This is a genomic window from Streptomyces saintjeani (assembly GCF_055409605.1).
Window position 1 is genome coordinate 7,074,037 of record NZ_CP189624.1, and the last position, 19,478, is coordinate 7,093,514.

A 19,478-nucleotide genomic window follows, 5' to 3' on the forward strand; every position below is an offset into this window, starting at 1 on the left:
GGAACACCCCCGCGTGCGCGGGGACCACCGCCGTTCCCGCTCCTGCGGAGTCCGCGCTCCGGGAACACCCCCGCGTGCGCGGGGACCACACCTCTACGAGGTGCTCCAACATCGTGGTGACGGGAACACCCCCGCGTGCGCGGGGACCACCACGGCATCCTCGCCTGCCAGACCGGCGTGCCGGGAACACCCCCGCGTGCGCGGGGACCACTCCTCCCAGGCGCGCAGGACCCGGGGGGTGCTGGGAACACCCCCGCGTGCGCGGGGACCACTCCTCCCAGGCGCGCAGGACCCGGGGGGTGCTGGGAACACCCCCGCGTGCGCGGGGACCACCTCGGTCGAGGGTGTCCTGGTCGTAGCGGCCGGGGAACACCCCCGCGTGCGCGGGGACCACTCTCCGCTACCAGCGTCATCGACATGTAGCTGGGGAACACCCCCGCGTGCGCGGGGACCACCTGCTGCTCACGGATCGCTTCCCAGCAGGCGCGGGAACACCCCCGCGTGCGCGGGGACCACGCCCGGGACGCATTCAGCAGATCGGCTACGAGGGGAACACCCCCGCGTGCGCGGGGACCACCAGTGTGTCTCGTAGGTGCTGGCGCACCGCCCGGGAACACCCCCGCGTGCGCGGGGACCACGCACGCCTCGTGGATCGGGGGCGAGGTCGTCAGGGAACACCCCCGCGTGCGCGGGGACCACTTATTGCCGCCGGGCGGGATGCCGTACTTGTCGGGAACACCCCCGCGTGCGCGGGGACCACGTGGGGGTTTGGGGTGAGCTTCGGCATGGCTGGGGAACACCCCCGCGTGCGCGGGGACCACGTACCCATCAGCGCCTGCAACAGCAGACCCATGGGAACACCCCCGCGTGCGCGGGGACCACGAGGTGCCGACTCCGCAGCAGATGTTCGAGCGGGGAACACCCCCGCGTGCGCGGGGACCACTACTTCTGGAGGGAGTCGGCGTCCTGCGACTGGGGAACACCCCCGCGTGCGCGGGGACCACAGGGGCGGCCATCCGATCTGGTCCCCGCGGCCGGGAACACCCCCGCGTGCGCGGGGACCACGCCGTGGTCTACGCCTACCAGAACTTCGGCTGGGGAACACCCCCGCGTGCGCGGGGACCACTCCTTCGCCTTGTCGGAGAGGGACTTGTACTCGGGAACACCCCCGCGTGCGCGGGGACCACTTTCGACGTTTCCGGAAAGCGTTCCGGAGACCGGGAACACCCCCGCGTGCGCGGGGACCACGTACCGCATCAACGGCGGCCCCCTCCAGCTCGGGGAACACCCCCGCGTGCGCGGGGACCACGACTTGAGCTGGTTCGCCGCGCTGCGGTAGAGGGGAACACCCCCGCGTGCGCGGGGACCACCACCGCGCGCGTCACCGCCACGATCAAGTGGTCGGAACACCCCCGCGTGCGCGGGGACCACCAGTCCATCGGCTGGTCGTTGAAAATCGTCCGGTGGAACACCCCCGCGTGCGCGGGGACCACAGTGCGTGAGCTGCGGCTTTATCTGACCGGTGGGCTGTTTTTCGTTACTTCCAAAGAAATGGGCATTAAGGCCAATTTTGTGCAATCTGTCAAAATGGGGTCAAGGGGTGCTCGTGTCAGTTGCGCTGCATCGCACAGAGCGTTTCGGTGCGCTTCTTGATCAAGGGCGTATTGGTGCATCGAGCTTCTGGTGTCAGGCTATCGATCGTATCGATTGCCGTTGACTGCCAGGGGCTGTCCCGCGCGCAGCGGGATGTGTGGTTGCTGCCTGGCGCCGGGGCTTGCTGGTGGGACTCTCTGAACTGTCTCTCGAACTTGCACGGACGGGATCCCTGCTCACCCGTTGGCGTTAGGGCTGGCGGTTTGCTCGGGCGAAGTCCATAGCGCCCACAGTGTCCGTGACATCCATCGGCAAGGTGCTTGCGGGACCCTCAATTTCTGCTGGCAGGTTAACGTTTGAGGCGATTGAGTGTTGCCTGACGTGCGGCCCCCGTGATGAGTACTTAGCGAATGTGAACATGCGGAGAGATGTGCTTTGTTGGCTAAGTCGCAGGTCGGTGCCTTGCCGGTATCGGGTTAGACTCTCTGGGCTCCACGTTTCAGACCCTCTCTGACCTGCGGAAACGTGGGACGGAGGGGTCTTTTCTGTCTCATGTGGGCACACGGGCTCTGATCGGGGACGAAGAGCCTTTGCGCTGCTCCGAGAGTGCGATGAGGGTGTCCAGCACATGTGATCTCTTCCCGGGCGCCTGCTTATCGTCCCGCGCATGGCATACATCGAGGTTCGACAGCTCCCCGACGGAGAGGTCTCCCATGCCGTCCGCTGGCGCGCACGAGGGGCTCGGAGCGGCCGTAGGGAGTCGGAGGTCTTCACCGGTCCGGATACTGCCGAGCGGTTCATGGACCTGGTGAACGGGTTCGGGCAGCAGTGGCCGCCGGGGCGGATGCGGGAGCAGGGGTTCGTTGTTGATCTGCGGTCGCCGGAGGAGATGTTCGAGCCGTTCGCCATGAGGCAGATCGGGTTGTTCACCGGGATCCAGGGGGACATGTGGGCGAAGTATCGGCGGATGGTTGAGCAGAACGCGGTGCCGTGGTTACCGACGTTGCCAGGGCAACCGGTGCTGGAGTTCCGCGGTAACGGCCACCGCGTCTCGATGAACGGCGCCGAGATCAACCATCTGCCGCTCGAACTGGTCGACCTCCCGACCTGGGCCCGAGGCATGGGCCGAGTGCTGGCAAAGGGAACAGCGGGATGGCGGCTGTGGCCGGTCTTCACGAACGAAGATTGGACCTGGATCTGACGGAGTGCGCCCCGGACCGGCCCGGGTAGAGCAGAGTGAGGTCGCCCCCGAGTAAGCGCCATGTGCGATCTGCGCAGCTACAGGTCGGAGGGATGCCTCATCCGGTCGGCGTCCGGTTTCACGCCGCCGTGAAACCGACAACGCAACCCACTCTGTCTCAACGATGACGTCTCATCGCCCGAGAACGTTCAAGCTCGGCGCGGCTTCACCGGCGAGACTGCTCTGGAACTGGCATCGAATTCGTTCCGGAGGCAACCGGAAATCACCTGACGGTGTGCGGGGATGTCGCAAGGTCGTTAGCGTAGGCGATCGAGAGGCCGTTGGCAATAACCCAATCCAATCACTGATTCTTGATGCGGCTTGGCAGGCGAAATCAGGAATAAGTGGTAGTTGCGGGACCGTATAGTTCACCACACTCCCCCCGTAAGATGAATGGAGAGGGGGTGGATCAGGCGGAACCAAGAAGCCTCCTTGGTGTCATCGGGCGCATTTCGTGAGCGCGACGTTCATGCGAGCGGACAGAGACATTGCGTTGCTCATCGAGCCAGGCGTACACGTCGTGCATCGGATAGCGGACGGCGCCGCCGTCGAGCTTGATGTATGCAGGTCCCTTGCCGTCGTTTCGCCAGTTGCGCAGTGTCTTGTCTGACACTGCGAGCAGCTCGGCGAGCTGCGGAGGTGCCAACAACTGCCATATTTGCGTGTGGTCCGTCGTAAGCGTCGAGTCGCCCATTCCAAGACCCTCCAGAGGGTTTCTTCATATCCTTTTGAAGGAAATCGTTGAGTGACTTCCTTCTGGAACAACATAGTGTGTTGTGTCGGTGTGTGCGTGGCACAATCTCCGGACGAGGAAGTCTGATATCCCCGGGACGGTAGGGCTGTATTTGCTTTCCATCCTTCTCGATCCCAGATACGCCCCGCTGCATCCCTACTTGCCAGTAGTCGATGTGGTTGAAGTCACATGAACACAATGTCGGTCTTGCCTGTTAGGAAGTGCCAAGTACGTGCCAGGACATATAGAAGACCGCTGGGTCAGCAAACGAACCAAGAAGAAGACCAACCTCTACGGCCAGGGCAAGCGCTACAAGGTCGCCGGCATCCCCGGCGTCCGTGCCCGCAGCTTCACCAAACTCACCGACGCCAAGCAGTGGCTCGCTCATGCTCAAACCGACGTGACGCGGCAGGAGTTCGTCGATCCGCGTGAAGGAACGATTCTGCTGCGCTCGTACGTGGAGGACCGATGGTGGCCGCACCAGCGGTACGCCGCCACCACCCGGGATGCGGCGCGGCGACGAATTTGGGGGCACGTTCTCCCGACGCTCGGGCCGCTGCCCTTGAACGCCATCACTGCGCCAACCCTCCGGGAATGGGTTGCCAGATTGGAGGAGACTCTGTCGCCCGGGACGATCCGCACCACCTGGGGGCATCTCTCCACGATCCTCCAGGCCGCCGTCGAGGACGGCAGGCTGGTGAAGCATCCGATGAAGGGGAGCCGCACCGCCCGTCCGCCGGCCAAGCCTGCGCAGAAGGCGCGGGCATGGTCGCGCGAGCAGGTTGCGCGAGTACGAGCTGGTCTCCCGGAGCAATGCCGCCTCGCGGTCGACCTGGGGGTGGGGCTCGGCCTGCGCCAGGGTGAGGTGTTCGGACTGTCCCCGGAGGACGTCGACGCGGAGAACGGGGTCGTGCGCATCCGGCGACAGGTCTGCATGATCGACGGCCATCTCTTCTTCGCGCTCCCCAAGGGTGGTAAGACGCGGGAAGTCGATGCGGCACCAGGTGTCCTGGCCGCCGTCAAGCAGTACGCGAAGCGCTGGCAGCCGGTTGCGGTGGAACTCCCGTGGGAGAGCCCCCACGACCCCCAGAACGATCGGCAGCGCGCCGACTGGGCTCCGCGCACCTACCCACTTTTCTTGGTGACCCGGCAGCGGCGTGCGTGGAACCGTGACACATGGAACAGGCGCCTCTGGAAGCCCGCGCTCGCCTCTGCGGGACTCATCGGCAAAGTGGACCCCGATTCCGACGGGAGCAAGTGGGAGCCGTCACGCGAGCTCGGCTTCCATGCTCTGCGCCACACCTACGCCAGTGTTCAGCTCGAAGCCGGTGAGTCGGTCGTCTCCCTCGCCCGCTGGCTCGGACATGCCGATCCTGGCTTTACTCTGCGTACATACACGCACTTCATGCCCGACGCAGGCGCGCGAGGCCGCGCCGCCATGGATGCTTGGTTCAGTGGGGAGGCGAACTCCCTGGAAACCCCCTGACGGTCATGAGGGGGTGAGGGAGGCGGGAAACATGCAGGTCATGGCGGGTATGGAGCGGAACACATGCGGTTGACGGTCTTCTGGGAGCGGATGGCGGAGCACTTCGGTACGGGGTACTCCGAGACCTTCGCGCGTGATCACGTGATGACGGAGCTGGGCGGGCGGACGGTGCACGAGGCGCTGACCGACGGCTGGGAGGCGAAGGACGTGTGGCGGGTGGTGTGCTCGGTGATGAACGTTCCGCACGAGAAGCGGTGATCCTCGGCGAAGATCGCGGGGGAGTGCCGGAATGCCGGTGGTGTGGGCGAGACTTGGGGCGTGGCACCGACTGAGGAGACCGGGCAGCTCGCCCCGCAGACACCATCGTCCGGCGCGGCGGCGCCGCCCGCGTCGCCGCCGGCCGACAGCGCTGGGACGGCCGGGGAGCGCATGCCGCGGTGGCTGCCGCGCGCGATGGTGCTCGCGCTGGCGCTCATCGGCCTGTTCCAGCTCGGGACGTGGGCGTTCCACCAACTCCTCGGGCTGCTGATCAACATCCTCATCGCGTTCTTCCTGGCGCTCGCCGTCGAACCCGCGGTGAGCTGGATGGCGTCCTACGGGATGCGCCGGGGCCTCGCGACCTTCCTGGTCTTCCTCGGGCTGCTGATCGCCGTCGCCGGGTTCATCACGCTCCTCGGGTCGATGCTCGCCGGACAGATCGTCAAGATGGTCGACGGGTTCCCGCAGTACCTCGACTCCGTCATCCACTGGATCAACACCTCGTTCCACACCGAGCTGAAACGGGTCGACATCCAGGAGGGGCTGCTGCACTCCGAGTGGCTGAAGAAGTACGCCCAGAACAGTGCCGCCGGGGTGCTCGACGTCTCCGCGCAGGTGCTCGGCGGGCTCTTCCAGCTGCTGACGATCGCCCTGTTCTCGTTCTACTTCGCCGCCGACGGGCCCCGGCTGCGGCGGGGGCTGTGCTCCGTGCTGCCGCCGGCCAAGCAGGCTGAGGTCCTGCGCGCGTGGGAGATCGCCGTCGACAAGACCGGGGGGTACCTCTACTCGCGCGGGCTGATGGCGCTGATCTCCGGGATCGCGCACTACATCCTGCTCCAGGTCCTGGAGATCCCCTACGCGCCCGTGCTGGGGCTGTGGGTCGGTGTCGTCTCGCAGTTCATCCCCACGCTCGGGACGTACCTCGCGGGCGCGCTGCCCATGCTGATCGCGTTCACCGTCGATCCCTGGTACGCGCTGTGGGTGCTGGTGTTCGTCGTCGTGTACCAGCAGTTCGAGAACTACATGCTCCAGCCGAAGCTGACGTCGCGGACCGTGGACATCCACCCCGCCGTCGCCTTCGGGTCCGTCATCGCCGGGACCGCGCTGCTGGGGGCTGTGGGGGCGCTGATCTCCATCCCCGCTGTCGCCACGCTTCAGGCGTTCCTCGGGGCGTACGTGAAGCGGTACGACGTGACCGACGACCCTCGGGTGCAGGGGCGGCCTCGGCGGGAGGAGCCGCGAGGCGGGGGCGGTGCGGGGCTGCGGGACGTGTGGAGGCGGGTCGGTGCGCGGGCGCGGGGTGGGCGGGGGTAGAGGCTTCGGCCGTCCCGCCGGGGTGTCCGTCCTCGTGCGTCTGTTGTCGTGGGGGACACGCGAGGGTTGGGGCGGCTTGTGGGGATTGGGGGGACGTACGCTCGGGGGGCCGTGTGGTGCGCTTGACACGAAAATCGAACATCCATTCTGATGGAGGCTCCGGCGAAGTCCTCGCTGGGGATTTCTGGGGTTGTTTTGCCCGAGTCTGGGTGGAGAAGTGGCCTAGTTATCCACAGGCTGGACCGGCATCGAGACGCGTTGTCAGTGGCAGGCGTTAGCGTCTTCGACGTGAAGCGATCGACTCAAGCAAACCGGGTGGAACCCATGGCAGGCACGGACCGCGAGAAGGCGTTGGACGCCGCACTCGCACAGATTGAACGGCAGTTCGGCAAGGGCGCGGTCATGCGCATGGGCGAGCGGCCGAACGAACCCATCGAGGTCATCCCCACGGGATCGACCGCGCTGGACGTCGCGCTCGGCGTCGGCGGCATCCCGCGCGGCCGTGTGGTGGAGGTGTACGGCCCGGAGTCCTCCGGCAAGACGACCCTGACACTGCACGCCGTGGCCAACGCGCAGCGGGCCGGCGGCCAGGTGGCCTTCGTGGACGCGGAGCACGCCCTCGACCCCGAGTACGCGCGCAAGCTCGGCGTCGACGTCGACAACCTGATCCTCTCCCAGCCCGACAACGGTGAGCAGGCGCTGGAGATCGTGGACATGCTGGTCCGCTCCGGTGCTCTCGACCTGATCGTCATCGACTCCGTCGCCGCGCTCGTGCCGCGTGCGGAGATCGAGGGCGAGATGGGCGACAGCCACGTCGGCCTCCAGGCCCGGCTGATGAGCCAGGCGCTGCGGAAGATCACCAGCGCGCTCAACCAGTCCAAGACCACCGCCATCTTCATCAACCAGCTCCGCGAGAAGATCGGCGTGATGTTCGGCTCCCCGGAGACCACGACCGGTGGCCGCGCGCTGAAGTTCTACGCCTCGGTGCGGATGGACATCCGCCGGATCGAGACCCTGAAGGACGGCACCGAGGCGGTCGGCAACCGCACCCGCGTCAAGGTCGTCAAGAACAAGGTCGCGCCGCCCTTCAAGCAGGCCGAGTTCGACATCCTCTACGGCCATGGCATCAGCCGCGAGGGCGGTCTGATCGACATGGGCGTGGAGCACGGCTTCGTCCGCAAGGCCGGCGCCTGGTACACGTACGAGGGCGATCAGCTCGGCCAGGGCAAGGAGAACGCCCGCAACTTCCTGAAGGACAACCCCGACCTCGCCGACGAGATCGAGAAGAAGATCAAGGAGAAGCTGGGCGTCGGAGTCCGCCCGGAGCCGGCCGCGACCGAGCCCGCGGCGGATGCCGCGACCCCCGCCCCCGCGACCGGCGGCGCGGACGACGCGCCCAAGACGGTCCCCGCTCCCGCAGCCAAGGCCGCCAAGACCAAGGCCGCGGCGGCCAAGAGCTGATCCTCCGTGACACGACGAACCGACTGGGCCGACCCCTTCGACCCCGACGCCCTCCGGGGCCCGGGGGCGCGGGACGCCGACCCGGGCCGCGACCGGCGGGGGAGCGGCTCGTACGCGGATGTGGACCTGTCCGGTGGTTCCCTGTGGGGCGATGGCCAGGACAGTGACGCTGACGGGGAGCCCGGCGGGCGTGGCGGTCGCGCGGGGCGTGGCAGGACCGGCGGAGGTGGTTCGCGCGGCGGGCGCGGCCGTCGCCGCAACGGCTTCGGGGAACCGTCCACCGGGCGGTCCGCCGAGGGGGAAGGCGTTTCCGACTCGTCGAGGGCCGAGAAGGAGCAGCCTTCAGGGGACCCGGCTGAGCGGGCGCGGGCGATCTGTCTGCGCCTGCTCACCGGGACCCCGCGCACCCGCAGACAGCTCGCGGACGCCTTGCGCAAGCGGGAGATCCCGGACGAGGTGGCCGAGGAGGTGCTCTCCCGGTTCGAGGAGGTCGGGCTGATCGACGACGGCGCCTTCGCGGGTGCCTGGGTGGAGTCCCGGCACCACGGCCGGGGCCTGGCCCGGCGCGCCCTGGCCCGGGAACTGCGCACCAAGGGCGTCGACTCCACACTGATCGACGAGGCGGTCTCCCAGCTCGACTCCGAGCAGGAGGAGACGACCGCCCGTGAACTGGTCGCCCGCAAGCTGCGCGCCACGCGGGGGCTCGACCGGGACAAGCGGGTCCGCCGTCTCGCGGGGATGCTCGCCCGCAAGGGCTACTCCGAGGGCATGGCCCTCAGGATCGTTCGGCAGGCGCTGGAGGAGGAGGGGGAGGAGACCGAGTTCCTGGACGGGGAGTTCTGAGAACCGGGGGAGTTCTGAGATGAGGGGGCGTCACCGGAAGCGGGGCGCTGTCCCGAGGTCTTCGGCGGGAGTGCGTGCCCCCGGGCACCGGTGGAGCGTTGTCCTGCTGGGGCGGGCGTGCAGTCGTGGGGGCGGCGGTCGGTACGTGGCGCCGGGACCGGTGGTCCCGGGCCGGTGACCGCCGAGGTGGGGGCATCGGAGCGGCCGGCTCCGGGCAGGGTGGACGCGCGGGGGCGCCGATCGTGCCCGGGCCGGGCCCGGTGTGCCGCTTGGGAACAGGCGGTCCTCCTGGAGCGGCCGGTCTCCACCGAGGGCTAGGGCTGCGGCGTCCAGGAAACCGGCGGACAGACCGCGTCACCCTTCCCGTTCCGGGGTGGGGGTAACCCCCGTGCGAAGACGCCGGATCGCCGCAGTGCACGGGCGGGTGGGTGAGGGCGAGTGTGGACGCGTGCCGTCGACTCCCCTCACAACAGAAGAGAGAGCCCGCCCTCATGATGCTGCGTTACGCACTCAAGACGGTCCGCGCCCGCAAGGCCGGGTTCCTCGGGGCCTGCCTCGCCCTGATGTGCGCCTCCGCGCTCGTCACCGCCTGCGGCACACTCCTGGAGACGGGACTGCGCGGCACGATCCGCACCGAGCGGTACGCGGCGACGCCCGTCCTGGTCTCCGGTGACCAGAACGTTCACCGGACCACCGTTCAGCACAAGAACGGCAGGACCAAGGTCAAGCACAAGGCCAAACCCATCGCCGAGCGCGCCTGGCTGCCCGAGGAACTGGAACAGCGGATCGCCGCCGTCCCCGGCGTCGCCCGTGTCATCCCCGAACTGACCTTCCTCGCCGTCCCGTCGACACCCGGCCACGACCCCGGCCGGCCCTCCTACGGCCACGCCTGGCACTCCGCCGCGCTGACGCCGTACCGCCTCGTCGGCGGGGCCGCTCCCCGGGGCGCCGGCGATCTCGTCGTCGACAGCGACCTCGCGGCGCGGGCGCGGCTGGCGGTCGGCGACCGGCTCACCGTGCAGTCGACGCAGGCTCCGCGCGCCTACCGGATCAGCGGCATCGCGGCGGCGACAGGGGTGCGCCACCAGACGTCCCTCTTCTTCTCCGACGGTGAGGCCCGCAGGCTGGCCGCGCACCCCGGGCAGGTCACCGCGTTCGGCGTGCTTCCCGCGGAGGGGACCGACCCCGGCGAGCTGAAGCGGGCGGTCGGGCGGGCCCTGGACGGCACCACCGCGCAGGTCACCGTCGGGGACGCGCGCGGTCCCGTCGAGTTTCTGGACGCCGCTGCCGCGCGGGTCCGGCTGATCAGCATGGGCGGGGCGATGGGCGGGACCTCGCTGCTCGTGGCCGTGCTCGTGGTCGTCGGGACCTTCGGGCTGTCGGTGCAGCAGCGGCACCGGGAACTCGCTCTGCTGCGCGCCGTCGCCGCGACCTCGGGGCAGGTCCGCCGGCTGCTCGGCCGGGAGGCGCTGCTCGTCGGGGCGGTCGCCGGGACCGTGGGCGCGGTCGCCGGGCTGCCGCTGGGGAGCCGGCTGCACGGACGCTTCGTCGCCCTGGGCGCCGTACCCGCCACGCTGGAGCACTCCGGCAGTGTCTTCCCGCCGCTCGCCGCCGTCGCCGTGACCTTGCTGGGAGCCTGGGCCGCCGCGCGGGTCGCCTCCCGGCGGGTCGTCCGGATCCGGCCCGTCGAGGTGCTCACCGAGACCGTGGCCGAACCCGCCCGACCCGCGTGGGGACGGCTCGCCGCCGGTCTGCTGCTGCTCGCGGGCGGCGGCGCCCTCGTCGCCGTACTCGGCGTGCTGCGCACCGAGCCCGCCGCGACCCCCGTGACCTTCCTCGCCGTCATCGTCCTGTCCACCTCCGTCGCCCTCCTCGGCCCGCTCCTCGTCAGAGCGGCCACGCTGCTCCTTTCCGGGCCCCTGCGGCTCACCGGTCACGGCGGCCGGCTCGCCACCGCCAACCTGCGCGGCAACGCCGCCCGCACGGCCTCCGTCGTCACCTCTCTCACCCTGCTCGTCGGCATGACCTGCACCGTCCTGTTCGTCCAGCCCACCCTCGGCGACGCCGCCCGCGCCGAGGCCCGCGAGGGGGTGCGCGCCGACTGGGTCGTCGACTCGGCGGGACCCGGCGTCCCCGCCCCGGTGGCCCAGCGGCTGCGCGCGCCCGGTGACGCCGTGACCGAGGTCGTCCGCACCACTGTCCGGGTCGGCCTCGACAAGTACCCGGCGCAGGGCGTCACTCCAGCCGGTCTCGCCCGCACCTGGGACCCCGATGTCACCGCGGGCTCCCTCGACCGGCTCACCGGGAACACGGTCGCCGTCAGCGAACTGGCCGCGGACCAGCTCGGTCTGGCGCCCGGCTCCCCCTTGAAGCTGACCCTCGGCGACGGAACGCCCGCCACGCTCACCGTCGCCGCCGTCTACTCCAGGGGCCTCGGTTTCGGAGACCTCACCCTCGCGCACGACCTTGTCGTACACCACGTCGACAATCCCCTGTCCGCCTCCCTCCTCGTCAGCACCAGCCGTACACACAGAGAACTAGCGACTACACTCCGTGAGTTCCCGGATCTCCGAATTCTTTCCCCGGAGGCCGCTGACTCGGTCCGGGCGGCCAGGCAGCAGGAGAACGCCGAGGTCAACCTGTTCGCGATGGGGCTGGTCCTGGCCTTCACCGCCATCGCCGTCGTCAACACGCTCGGCATGTCGGTCTCGGAGCGGGTCCGGGAGTTCGCGCTGCTGCGGCTCGCCGGGGCGACGCGGCGTCAGGTGCTGCGGATGCTGCGCACCGAGGCCCTGTCGACCCTGCTCCTCGCGACCGCGCTCGGCAGCGGCATCGCCCTCGCCGTCCTGACCGCGTTCAGCATCGGGATGACGGGGCGTGCGGCGCCGGCCGTGGCTCCGCTCGTGTACGTCACGGTCGTCGCCGTGGCCGGGCTGCTCGCGCTCGTGGCGACCGCGGTGCCGGGGCGGGTGGCGTTGCGGGTGCGGGCGGTGACGGTGGTGACGGCGAGGGAGTAGGAGGGCCGGGGTGAGGGACGGCGGCGGTGGGGGCGGTCGTATTGTCGTGCGAATCGCGCCACCCCTGCGGCTGCTGCCCCTTCGGCTTCCGTCCCCTCGGCTTCCGCCCTCTGGGCCTTCAGCCCCCGGCTTCCGCGCCCTGGGCCTCCGCCCTTCCGCCCCGCCCTCCGCTACCGCGTCACCGGCAGCCCCGCCGCCCTCCACGCCTGGAACCCGCCGATCAGGTCGGTCGCGCGGTGCAGGCCGAGTTGGTGCAGGGAGGCGGCGGCGAGGCTGGACGCGTACCCCTCGTTGCAGATCACGACGACCCGCAGCTCGTGCCCGGTCGCCTCGGGGACGCGGTGGCTGCCCTGGGGGTCGAGCCGCCACTCCAGTTCGTTGCGCTCGACGACCAGGGCGCCGGGGATCAGCCCGTCACGCTCGCGCAGGGCGGCGTACCGGATGTCGACGAGCAACGCGTCGCCTGCGCGGGTGGCCTCGTACGCCTCCCGCGCCTCCACGCGCGCGTACGTGGCGCGTGTCTGTTCCAGCAGGGCGTCGATTCCCACGGGCCGCTCGCCAGGTGTACCGCCGCGGTCGTCCGTGTCGTCAGCCCCGCGCGCGCTCACTGCCAGTCCTCCGGCCGCTCCACCTGCTCCAGGCGCAGCACCTGTCCGGAGCGGCTGTAGCGGCGGATGCGGGGGAGCGGCGGGTAGTACGCGTGGACGGAGACCGCGTGCCGGTCGGAGGACTCGTTGAGGACCTCGTGGATGTGGTGGCGGCCGAACGTGCGGCCCTGTCCGGCGGTCAGGGCGCGTTCCCGGTCGACGTCCTCCGACAGCTCCAGGGTCTTCCAGCCGTCGGTGGGGAGGCGGGCGGCGAGGGAGTTCTCCCTGAGCGTGCCCCGGGCGGTCAGGAAGGCGCCCACCGAGTCGGCGTGGTCGTGCCAGCCGGTGCCGGTGCCGGGCGGCCAGCCGATGAGCCACGCCTCGCTGCCGGCGGGCCCTTCGAGCCGGATCCAGGTACGGCCCTCGGGATCGAGCGGGAGGGACGCGATCAGTTCGGCGTCGGCGGCGGTGCGCCGTACGAAGTCCAGGAGGTCGGCCTGGGTGGGGACGCGAGCGGACGTGGGGAGGGAAGGGGCGACAGACACGGACACCGTCCTGGCGAGGTTCGCGGGGAGCGCGCCGTACGCGCGCGTGAAGGGATGCGAATCAGCAGGAGGAGCGACACACGCAGCCCGCGTAGCGGACGAGGTCCATGTGGACCCTCCGCCACAGGTGCACGCAGGTGTCGGTCACGATCCGGAGTAGACCATGGCCGTGCGGGGCGGTCAACTGGCTGTCACCATGCGGACAGAGAGTAGGGGGGAGCAGTGATTTCCTCCGACGATCGGACCTGAGATCGTGCTCCCGCGCGCGGGCCCCCTCAGGCTCACTGCACCCCCGCCTCCTCGCGCGCCGCCCCTCCCACCGCCGTCTCCGCCGCCGCGTACAGGTCCGCCGGCCGTACGCCGTTCAGCGCGGCCACCAGATGCCCGTCGGGGCGGATCAGCAGCACCGTGTGGGGCGCGGCCCCCGGATAGCTCTCGGTGACCAGCAGCTCCGCCGGATACGGCAGCGCGGTGACGGCGGCGGCGAGGCGGGGCATGATGCCGGCACCCACCCAGTGCTTGCGCTCCCACACGCCCGTACCCGGCGCGATCAGCACGGCGAGCAGGGCACCCCGGCCGAGGCGGTCGCGCAGGCGGACGGAGGAGCCGTCCTCGGCGGTCACCTGTACGTCGGTGACCTGGGCGCCGGGCGGGGTGTCCACCGGGACCTCCGCGGCCAGGTGCCGGGGCGCGAGCGGGGAGTCCGCGTGGTCGCCCGGAGCGCCGAGCGGGCCACGGCCGAGGTGGCCGTCGGCCAGCAGCGCGTCGTGACCCCGCGCGGCGCCGGGGACGTACGCGCGCAGGCCCCCGCCGCCGCGCAGCAGTGGCAGCGTCTGGTCGGCGGCGCGCAGGCGCGCGGAGAGGGCCGCGCGGCGCTCCGCCTGGTAGCTGTCGAGCAGCGCCTCGCGCGGGCCGTGGTGCCAGGCCGCCGCGAGCTTCCAGGCGAGGTTGTCGGCGTCCCTGAGGCCCTCGTCGAGGCCGTGCGTGCCGAACGCGCCCAGCAGGTGCGCCGCGTCCCCGGCGAGGAAGACACGCCCCACGCGCCAGCGCCGCGCGAGCCGGTGGTGCACCGTGTGGACGCCGGTGTCGAGCAGCTCGTACGGAGGCGTCGCCCCGCCGTTCCAGCCGGTGAGCGTCTCGCGCACGCGCGCCACCAGCAGCTCGGGCGTGACCAGATCCTTGCCCGGCGGGAGCAGCCAGTCCAGGCGCCAGACGCCGTCCGGGAGGGGGCGGGCGGCGACCTCCCCGGCCGACGGTCCGGACGTCCGCCACGGCGGCATCCGATGGAGCAACGCGTGGCCCTCCCACGGAAGTTCCGCCCGTAGCGCGGCCACGGCGTGTCGCTCGACCGCCGTGCGGCCGGGGAAGCGGATGTCCTGGAGTTTGCGGACCGTCGAGCGGGGGCCGTCGCAGCCGATCAGATAACTGCCGCGCCACCACGTGCCCTTCGGCCCGCGCGTGTGCGCGGTGACGCCGGAGGGCTCCTGTTCGACCGTGTCCAGCCTGCTGTCCACGGAGAGCTTCACCAGGCGCTCGCGCGCGAGGGCGGTGCGCAGCGCGCGGGTGAGGACGTGCTGCGCGATGTGCAGGGGGGCCGGGTCCGTGTCGTCGAACGTGACCTCGCGCATCGTCTGCTTGCGCCGCAGCGACCGCCAGCCCGTCCAGCGCAGTCCGTCGAGCGGGGCGCCGGTCAGCCGCTCCAGCAGAGCGGCCGTGTCCTCGCGCAGGACGACCGTGCGCGCGAGCCGCGGCTCGTCCTTCCCCGGGCCCTCGTCCAGCACGACCGACGGCACCTCCTGACGCGCCAGCGCCAGGGCGAGCGTGAGCCCCACGGGGCCCGCTCCGACGATGATCACCGGGTCCACTGAAGACCGCCCCCTGCCTGCGACGGTGCCTTCGGGGACGTGAGTGATGCCGAGGTGGGAGCAGGGTGCACGATCACAGAACGTATGCAACCCATTGCCGGTGCTTGCGTCAAGTGACGGAGGCAGTGGCGCGGGCGCCACTGCCTCCGTACAGGTCACGACACTTGAATGGGCGTCAGGCGGCTGCCCCGCCCGCGCCGTACGTACCGCCGACGACGGCCGAGGTCGCCACATCGTCAGCGCCCAGCACCGCGCCCGTACTGCGCTTGCTGCGCCGCAGGCGCTTCTCCAGCCAGCTCGCGAAGCTGGTCAGCAGGAAGTTCAGGACGATGAACATGGCCGCGACCACGATGAAGCTCGGGATCGGGTTGGCGTAGTTGGCCGCCAGCGTCCCGCGTGAGTTGAGCAGCTCGGTGAAACCGATCATCACACCGCCCAGCGCGGTGTCCTTCACGATGACGACGAGCTGGCTGACGATCGCCGGCAGCATCGCCGTGACGGCCTGCGGGAGCAGGATGCTGCTCATCGTCTGGCCCTTGCGCAGACCGATGGCGTAGGCGGCCTCCGTCTGGCCCTTGGGGAGGGCCAGGATGCCCGCGCGGACGATCTCGGCGAGCACGGCCGCGTTGTAGAGCACCAGGGCCGTCACAACGGCGTACAGGGGCCGGTCGTCGCTCGTGACGTTCGTCGAGTCGGAGTAGAACTGGTTGGCGAACAGCATCAGCAGCAGTACCGGGATGGCCCGGAAGAACTCGACGATCGACCCGGACACCACGCGCACCGTCCGGTGGTCGGAGAGCCGGGCGATACCGAGGACCGCACCCAGCGGGAGGGCGATCACCATGGCCAGCGCGGCGGCCTTCAGCGTGTCGCCGAGGCCGGGCAAGAGGTACGTCGTCCAGGCGTCCGACTCGGTGAAAGGACTCCACTGGGCGGACGTCAGCAGATCATTGTCGTCCATCTTCTGCCACACCCACCACACGAGCAGGACGAGCAGGGCGGTGAAGACCACCGAGAGGACGATGTTGCGCACCCGCGCGCGGGGGCCGGGTGTGTCGTAGAGGATGGAACTCATCGCTTCACCGCCAGTCGCTTGCTGAGCCAGCCGAGGATGAGGCCGGTGGGCAGGGTCAGCACCACGAACCCGAACGCGAAGACCACGCCGATGAGTAGCGTCTGCGCCTCGTTCTCGATCATCGTCTTCATCAGGTAGGCCGCCTCGGCGACGCCGATCGCCGCCGCCACCGTGGTGTTCTTGGTCAGCGCGATCAGGACGTTGGCCAGCGGGCCGATGACCGCGCGGAACGCCTGCGGCAGGATGACGAGCCACAGGGTCTGCGTGAAGTTCAGGCCGATGGCGCGGGCGGCCTCCGCCTGGCCCATCGGTACCGTGTTGATGCCGGAGCGCAATGCCTCACAGACGAAGGCCGCGGTGTAGGCGACCAGCCCGAGTACGGCCAGCCGGAAGCCCTGGATCTTGAAGTCTCCGGACCCCATGGTGACGCCGAAGACATCGGCCAGGCCGAGCGAGCAGAACAGGATGATGACCGTCAGGGGGATGTTCCGGACGATGTTGACGTACGCGGTGCCGAACCCGCGCATCAACGGAACCGGACTGACCCGCATCGCGGCCAGCAGAGTGCCCCAGACCAGGGAACCCACAGCGGAGAGCGCGGTGAGCTTCACCGTCATCCAGAACGCCCCTAGGACGTCGTAACCTTCAAGAAAGTCGAACACGATCTCCCGCGCTTCCGGGTGGATGGCCTATGTGCAGGGCGCGGGCGCGCCGCCGCCGTGATCGCGACGGACAACGGCACGCCTCGGGAACCTCTCGGGACTGGCCCGCGGCTACTTGACGATGTTGCCGATCTTCGGGGCCGGCTCGTTCTTGTAGCCCGCCGGGCCGAAGTTGGCGTCGACGGCCTTCTGCCAGGAGCCGTCGGAGACCATCTTCTCCAGCGCCTTGTTGATCTTGTCGACGGTCGCGGTGTCGCCCTTCTTGACGCCGATGCCATAGTTCTCGTTGCTCAGCTTCAGGCCGGCCAGCTTGAACTTGCCCTTGTACTGGGCCTGGGAGGCGAAGCCCGCGAGGATCGAGTCGTCAGTGGTCAGCGCGTCCACCTTGCCGCTCTGGAGGGCGGCGAGGCACTCGGAGTAGCCGCTGACCTCCTTGAGGTTGGCCTTCGGGGCGATCGTCTTCTGCACGTTCTGCGCGGACGTCGAACCAGTCACGGAACACAGGTTCTTGCCGTTGAGGTCCGTGCCCTTGGCGATGTCGGAGTCCGACTTGATCAGCAGGTCCTGGTGCGCCAGCAGGTACGGCCCCGCGAAGTCGACCTTCGCCTTGCGCTTGTCCGTGATCGAGTACGTCGCCGCGATGAACTTGACGTCCCCACGCTCAAGGGCGCTCTCGCGGTCGGCGCTCTTCGTCTCGACGAACTGGATCTGGTCCGGCTTGTAGCCCAGCTCCTTGGCCACGTACGTGGCGACGTCCACGTCGAAGCCCGCGAAGGACCCGTCGGGCTTCTTCAGGCCGAGGCCGGGCTGGTCGTACTTGATGCCGATCTTGATCTTGCTGCCGCCCCCGCCGGAGGAGCTGCTGGAGTCGTCGTCCTTCTTGTCGCTGCCGCAGGCGGTCGCGGCGAGGGAGAGGGCGAGAACGGCGGCTGAGGCGGCGGTGACCTTGCGAAGCTTCATGGTGCGTCCTTTTGGAGTACGAAGGGATGCTGGTCCGGCGGTGCGGGTGGAGGCCGTCAGTGGTGCAGGATCTTGGACAGGAAGTCCTTGGCGCGATCGCTGCGCGGGTTGCTGAAGAACTGGTCGGGTGCGGCCTGCTCGACGATGCGGCCGTCCGCCATGAACACCACGCGGTTGGCTGCCGAGCGGGCGAAGCCCATCTCGTGGGTGACGACGATCATCGTCATGCCGTCCCGCGCGAGCTGCTGCATGACCTCCAGGACCTCGTTGATCATCTCGGGGTCCAGCGCGGAGGTCGGCTCGTCGAAGAGCATCACCTTCGGGTCCATAGCGAGCGCCCGCGCGATGGCCACACGCTGCTGCTGGCCGCCCGAGAGCTGCGCGGGGTACTTGTCCGCCTGGGTGCCCACTCCGACGCGCTCCAGGAGCGCCCTGGCCTTCTCCTCGGCCGCCTTCTTGTCGGCCTTGCGGACCTTGACCTGCCCCAGCGTCACGTTCTCGAGCACGGTCTTGTGCGCGAACAGGTTGAACGACTGGAAGACCATGCCGACGTCGGCACGCAGCCGGGCCAGCTCCTTGCCCTCCTGGGGCAGCGCCTTCCCGTCGATCGTGATCGTGCCCTCGTCGATCGTCTCCAGGCGGTTGATCGTGCGGCACAGGGTGGACTTACCGGACCCTGAGGGTCCGATGACGACGACGACCTCACCGCGCGCGATGGTCAGATCGATGTCCTGGAGTACGTGCAACGCACCGAAGTGCTTGTTCACGCTCTTCAGGACGACCAGCTCGTCGGTCGAGGCCGCGTCCTGCTTGGCCACCGATACTTCGGTCATCGCTCTCTGGCTCCGTCCTCCTCGGGTTTCGAGGACAGTAGTAACCAGTCACGACCAGCGTCATTACATCTGAGGTGAATCTGAGCATCACGATCCGATAGCAATCGGACACATGTAGTGGCCCGGTGGCGGGAGCGCGTATCGGCCGGATAACGGAAGGGGTGCGCAACCGGAACCCGCTTGACGGCGTCGTCGTCCATCAGCGTGACTTCGGTGGTGCACACGCGCGTGGTGGCGCGTTCTCGCATCCTGGGCTCCGGTTCATTCTCAGGGGCTCGGCGCAACGACCGCATGAACTGGGGGAGGCCGGAATGAGACTGCTGCTCGTCGAGGACGACAATCACGTCGCCGCGGCCCTGTCCGCGGTCCTCAGGAGGCATGGTTTCGACGTCACCCACGCGCGCAGCGGTGAGGAGGCCCTCCAGGCGCTCGTCCCCGAGGGCCCCGGGTTCGGCGTCGTCCTGCTCGACCTGGGACTGCCCGACCAGGACGGCTACGAGGTGTGCGGCAAGATCCGCAAGCGCACCGCCACCCCGGTCATCATGGTCACCGCCCGTTCCGACGTGCGGTCCCGCATCCACGGCCTCAACCTGGGCGCCGACGACTACGTCGTGAAGCCGTACGACACCGGCGAACTGCTCGCGCGTATCCACGCCGTCAGCCGCCGCACCGTCCACGACGAGGGTGCCCCGGCCGCCGAGACCGCCCTGGTGCTCGGGCCCGTCCACATCGAGCTGCCGACCCGCCGCGTCACCGTGGACGGGACGGTCGTACAGCTCACCCGAAAGGAGTTCGATCTGCTGGCCCTTCTGGCCCAACGGCCCGGTGTGGTGTTCCGCCGCGAGCAGATCATCAGCGAGGTGTGGCGCACGAGCTGGGAGGGCACCGGGCGCACCCTGGAGGTCCACGTCGCCTCCCTGCGGGCCAAGCTGCGCATGCCGGCGCTGATCGAGACCGTGCGCGGAGTGGGCTACCGGCTCGTCGCGCCGGCCGTCTAGCGGGCGCG

At 69.6% G+C, this 19,478-nt stretch carries 17 protein-coding genes and 1 CRISPR repeat array (1 of these 18 running past the window's edge); of the genes, 8 read left to right on the forward strand and 9 right to left on the reverse strand.

Features of this window, described 5'->3' with window-relative positions; translation table 11 throughout:
- A CRISPR array of direct repeats spans positions 1–1,493; the repeat unit is 29 nt; unit sequence GGGAACACCCCCGCGTGCGCGGGGACCAC; it begins 367 nt to the left of the window's first position.
- A 767-nt stretch (positions 1,494–2,260) separates the two neighbouring features.
- Positions 2,261–2,794 (forward strand): hypothetical protein, encoded by a 534-nt coding sequence (locus ACQCO7_RS32195; protein WP_464075089.1) that lies wholly within the window; start codon positions 2,261–2,263, stop codon positions 2,792–2,794.
- Positions 2,795–3,242: 448 nt separating this feature from the next.
- Here the strand turns inward: ACQCO7_RS32195 and ACQCO7_RS32200 are convergent, their stop codons facing one another.
- On the reverse strand, positions 3,243–3,527 hold the full coding sequence (locus tag ACQCO7_RS32200; RefSeq protein ID WP_464075090.1) for a helix-turn-helix transcriptional regulator: 285 nt from the start codon (positions 3,525–3,527) through the stop codon (positions 3,243–3,245).
- A gap of 271 nt (positions 3,528–3,798) precedes the next feature.
- On the opposite strand from ACQCO7_RS32200, the gene ACQCO7_RS32205 reads away from it, so the two are divergent.
- From ACQCO7_RS32205 to ACQCO7_RS32230, 6 genes are all read left to right on the forward strand, one after another.
- The gene (locus tag ACQCO7_RS32205) at positions 3,799–5,052 is read left to right on the forward strand and encodes a tyrosine-type recombinase/integrase (RefSeq protein ID WP_464075091.1); all 1,254 of its coding nucleotides are present in this window, start codon (positions 3,799–3,801) and stop codon (positions 5,050–5,052) included.
- A 63-nt stretch (positions 5,053–5,115) separates the two neighbouring features.
- Entirely contained in the window at positions 5,116–5,310 is a 195-nt protein-coding gene (locus tag ACQCO7_RS32210) for a DUF3046 domain-containing protein (protein WP_055725352.1), read from the forward strand.
- 60 nt (positions 5,311–5,370) lie between these two features.
- Positions 5,371–6,624, forward strand: a complete 1,254-nt coding sequence (locus ACQCO7_RS32215) for an AI-2E family transporter (RefSeq protein WP_464075092.1) — start codon at positions 5,371–5,373, stop codon at positions 6,622–6,624.
- 324 nt (positions 6,625–6,948) lie between these two features.
- Positions 6,949–8,085 carry a recombinase RecA gene (recA, locus tag ACQCO7_RS32220; protein WP_464075093.1) on the forward strand — a complete coding sequence of 379 codons (1,137 nt, stop codon included), beginning with the start codon at positions 6,949–6,951 and terminating at the stop codon, positions 8,083–8,085.
- 6 nt (positions 8,086–8,091) lie between these two features.
- Positions 8,092–8,928, forward strand: a complete 837-nt coding sequence (gene recX / locus ACQCO7_RS32225; RefSeq protein WP_464075094.1) for a recombination regulator RecX — start codon at positions 8,092–8,094, stop codon at positions 8,926–8,928.
- 491 nt (positions 8,929–9,419) lie between these two features.
- A complete protein-coding gene (locus ACQCO7_RS32230) occupies positions 9,420–11,945 on the forward strand; it encodes an FtsX-like permease family protein (protein ID WP_464075095.1) in 2,526 nt (841 codons plus the stop codon).
- A gap of 170 nt (positions 11,946–12,115) precedes the next feature.
- Here the strand turns inward: ACQCO7_RS32230 and ACQCO7_RS32235 are convergent, their stop codons facing one another.
- The 8 genes from ACQCO7_RS32235 to ACQCO7_RS32270 form a co-directional block, all read right to left on the reverse strand.
- Positions 12,116–12,553 carry a rhodanese-like domain-containing protein gene (locus ACQCO7_RS32235; protein WP_464075096.1) on the reverse strand — a complete coding sequence of 146 codons (438 nt, stop codon included), beginning with the start codon at positions 12,551–12,553 and terminating at the stop codon, positions 12,116–12,118.
- The gene (locus ACQCO7_RS32240; RefSeq protein WP_464075097.1) at positions 12,550–13,083 is read right to left on the reverse strand and encodes a cupin domain-containing protein; all 534 of its coding nucleotides are present in this window, start codon (positions 13,081–13,083) and stop codon (positions 12,550–12,552) included. Before ACQCO7_RS32240 ends, ACQCO7_RS32235 begins: the two co-directional genes overlap by 4 nt.
- A 55-nt stretch (positions 13,084–13,138) precedes the next feature.
- Positions 13,139–13,186 carry a hypothetical protein gene (locus tag ACQCO7_RS32245; RefSeq protein WP_331454204.1) on the reverse strand — a complete coding sequence of 16 codons (48 nt, stop codon included), beginning with the start codon at positions 13,184–13,186 and terminating at the stop codon, positions 13,139–13,141.
- Between the two features lie 172 nt (positions 13,187–13,358).
- Positions 13,359–14,942, reverse strand: a complete 1,584-nt coding sequence (locus tag ACQCO7_RS32250; protein WP_464075098.1) for an FAD-dependent monooxygenase — start codon at positions 14,940–14,942, stop codon at positions 13,359–13,361.
- A 175-nt stretch (positions 14,943–15,117) separates the two neighbouring features.
- Positions 15,118–16,017: an amino acid ABC transporter permease gene (locus ACQCO7_RS32255; protein ID WP_464075099.1), complete on the reverse strand. Its 900-nt coding sequence runs from the start codon at positions 16,015–16,017 to the stop codon at positions 15,118–15,120.
- Entirely contained in the window at positions 16,014–16,679 is a 666-nt protein-coding gene (locus tag ACQCO7_RS32260; RefSeq protein ID WP_464075100.1) for an amino acid ABC transporter permease, read from the reverse strand. Before ACQCO7_RS32260 ends, ACQCO7_RS32255 begins: the two co-directional genes overlap by 4 nt.
- Before the next feature lie 111 nt (positions 16,680–16,790).
- Positions 16,791–17,639 (reverse strand): glutamate ABC transporter substrate-binding protein, encoded by an 849-nt coding sequence (locus tag ACQCO7_RS32265; RefSeq protein WP_464075101.1) that lies wholly within the window; start codon positions 17,637–17,639, stop codon positions 16,791–16,793.
- A gap of 56 nt (positions 17,640–17,695) precedes the next feature.
- Positions 17,696–18,472, reverse strand: coding sequence for an amino acid ABC transporter ATP-binding protein (locus tag ACQCO7_RS32270; protein ID WP_010358964.1), 777 nt, complete (start codon positions 18,470–18,472; stop codon positions 17,696–17,698).
- Positions 18,473–18,783: 311 nt separating this feature from the next.
- Between ACQCO7_RS32270 and ACQCO7_RS32275 the strand changes: the two genes are divergently transcribed.
- Complete coding sequence (locus tag ACQCO7_RS32275) at positions 18,784–19,470, forward strand: response regulator transcription factor (RefSeq protein WP_055718773.1); 687 nt, start codon at positions 18,784–18,786, stop codon at positions 19,468–19,470.
- Positions 19,471–19,478: the final 8 nt, after the last annotated feature.

What these genes read in the sequence shown, in the direction of transcription:
- ACQCO7_RS32195 (WP_464075089.1), top strand. Translation starts at nt 2,261, where the DNA reads ATGGCATACATCGAGGTTCGACAGCTCCCCGACGGAGAGGTCTCCCAT.
- ACQCO7_RS32200 (WP_464075090.1), bottom strand. Translation starts at nt 3,527, where the DNA reads ATGGGCGACTCGACGCTTACGACGGACCACACGCAAATATGGCAGTTG.
- ACQCO7_RS32210 (WP_055725352.1), top strand. Translation starts at nt 5,116, where the DNA reads ATGCGGTTGACGGTCTTCTGGGAGCGGATGGCGGAGCACTTCGGTACG.
- recA (WP_464075093.1), top strand. Translation starts at nt 6,949, where the DNA reads ATGGCAGGCACGGACCGCGAGAAGGCGTTGGACGCCGCACTCGCACAG.
- ACQCO7_RS32230 (WP_464075095.1), top strand. Translation starts at nt 9,420, where the DNA reads ATGATGCTGCGTTACGCACTCAAGACGGTCCGCGCCCGCAAGGCCGGG.
- ACQCO7_RS32255 (WP_464075099.1), bottom strand. Translation starts at nt 16,017, where the DNA reads ATGAGTTCCATCCTCTACGACACACCCGGCCCCCGCGCGCGGGTGCGC.
- ACQCO7_RS32265 (WP_464075101.1), bottom strand. Translation starts at nt 17,639, where the DNA reads ATGAAGCTTCGCAAGGTCACCGCCGCCTCAGCCGCCGTTCTCGCCCTC.
- ACQCO7_RS32270 (WP_010358964.1), bottom strand. Translation starts at nt 18,472, where the DNA reads ATGACCGAAGTATCGGTGGCCAAGCAGGACGCGGCCTCGACCGACGAG.
- ACQCO7_RS32275 (WP_055718773.1), top strand. Translation starts at nt 18,784, where the DNA reads ATGAGACTGCTGCTCGTCGAGGACGACAATCACGTCGCCGCGGCCCTG.